Genomic DNA, 1479 nt, shown 5'->3' with positions numbered 1-1479 from the left:
AGGTTTTTAAGGCACATTCACGGCGCCAGGCGGGCCGCCGCGGGAGCCCTCGTCCACCCCGCTGGGGCCGCGGGTTTCAGGCGCAGCATGACGTCGGCATCTGGTTTCGGAAGAGGCCGGCCACGATGCGCAGGCTTTCGCTCATGGTCAGGTACGGCGCCCAGGTGTCGGCCAGATCGTCGACGGTCATGCCGCTTTTGATGGCGTAGGTGGCCGCCAGCATGATCTCCCCGGCCCCGTCCGCCAGAGCGTGCACGCCCAGAACCTTGCCGCTCACGGCGTCGGCGACGAGCTTCACCGCCCCGCGGGTGTCGTGCTGGACGAGCGCCCGGGGGACATCGGACAGGTCCAGGACGCGGCAGTCGCACGCGTGCCCTCGGGTGAGGGCCTCGTCCTCGGTCAACCCCGCCGAGGCCAGCTGGGGCCGGGTGAACACGACCGCAGGAAAGCCGGCGTAGTCGACCCGAGCTGCCGGCGGGTACCTGTCCTCGGTCAGGGCGTTGAGCGCGGCGGCCCGACCGCCGGCGGCGGCGGCGTAGACGTACTGGGGAGCCCCCGAGACGTCACCGGCGGCCCAGACGCGCGGGTTGGAGGTGCGCTGGGTCTGGTCGACCACGACGAAGCCGCGCTCGTCCACGTCCACACCGGCAGCGGCCAGGTTCAGGCCGTCGGTGCGGGGCAGGCGTCCGGTGGCCACCAGGACCTGCGCGCCGCGCACCTGTTCGCCCGAGTCCGTGGTCACCACCACCTCTCCTGCGGGGCCTGGTTCGCGGGCCACAGTGGTCGCGCGCTCTTCGACCACGGTGATGCCGTCGTCGGTGAAGACTTCCCGAAGTCTCTGGGCCAGCTCCGGCTCGGCGTGCGGCGCCAGACGCCCGACCACAGAGACCCGGGTGCCGAGGTGAGCGAACAGCTGGGCCTGCTCCATCCCGACGTACCCGCCACCGATAACGACCAGGGACTCAGGCAGCTCGGTCAGCTGCATCGCGGTGGTGGACGTCAGCCGGTCCACAGAGTCGAGACCGACCACCTCCGGGATGGCGGGGGTGGCACCGGTGGCGACCAGATAGGCCCGGGCCCGCAGCGCCTGGCCGTCGACGGCCAGGGTGTCCCCGTCCAGGAAGCTGGCCTGGCCTGGGCGGACCTGGAAGCCGTAGGCAGCGGCCACATCGGCGTACTTCGCATCACGCAGGCGCTCGATGAGTGCGTCCTTCTGGGCCACCAGATCGCCGAGGTTCACCGGTGCGGCTGACGTTGGGGCACCTTTGAAGGGATTGGTGAGCGCGGCGTGCCGGGCCCCGGCGGCCGCCAGGAGCGTCTTGGACGGCACGCAGCCGATGTTCACGCACGTCCCGCCCAGAACACCGCGCTCAACCAGCACGACGCTCTTACCGGCCTGGCTGGCCGCGATGGCGGCGGACATCGCCGCGCCTCCTGAGCCGATCACGGCCAGATCGACGTCGTAGTCCACACCCATTT

1 protein-coding gene is annotated in these 1479 nt (G+C 71.0%); it reads right to left on the bottom strand.

The window, feature by feature from the left end:
* Positions 1-76: 76 nt before the first annotated feature.
* Entirely contained in the window at positions 77-1477 is a 1401-nt protein-coding gene (gene merA / locus G6022_RS05170; protein ID WP_017838447.1) for a mercury(II) reductase, read from the bottom strand.
* Positions 1478-1479: the final 2 nt, after the last annotated feature.

The organism is Dietzia sp. Cai40, assembly GCF_014145165.1.
Taxonomy (GTDB): Bacteria; Actinomycetota; Actinomycetes; order Mycobacteriales; family Mycobacteriaceae; genus Dietzia; species Dietzia natronolimnaea.
This window is presented reverse-complemented; position numbering and strand designations above follow the sequence as displayed.

What these genes read in the sequence shown, in the direction of transcription:
- merA (WP_017838447.1), bottom strand. Translation starts at nt 1,477, where the DNA reads ATGGGTGTGGACTACGACGTCGATCTGGCCGTGATCGGCTCAGGAGGC.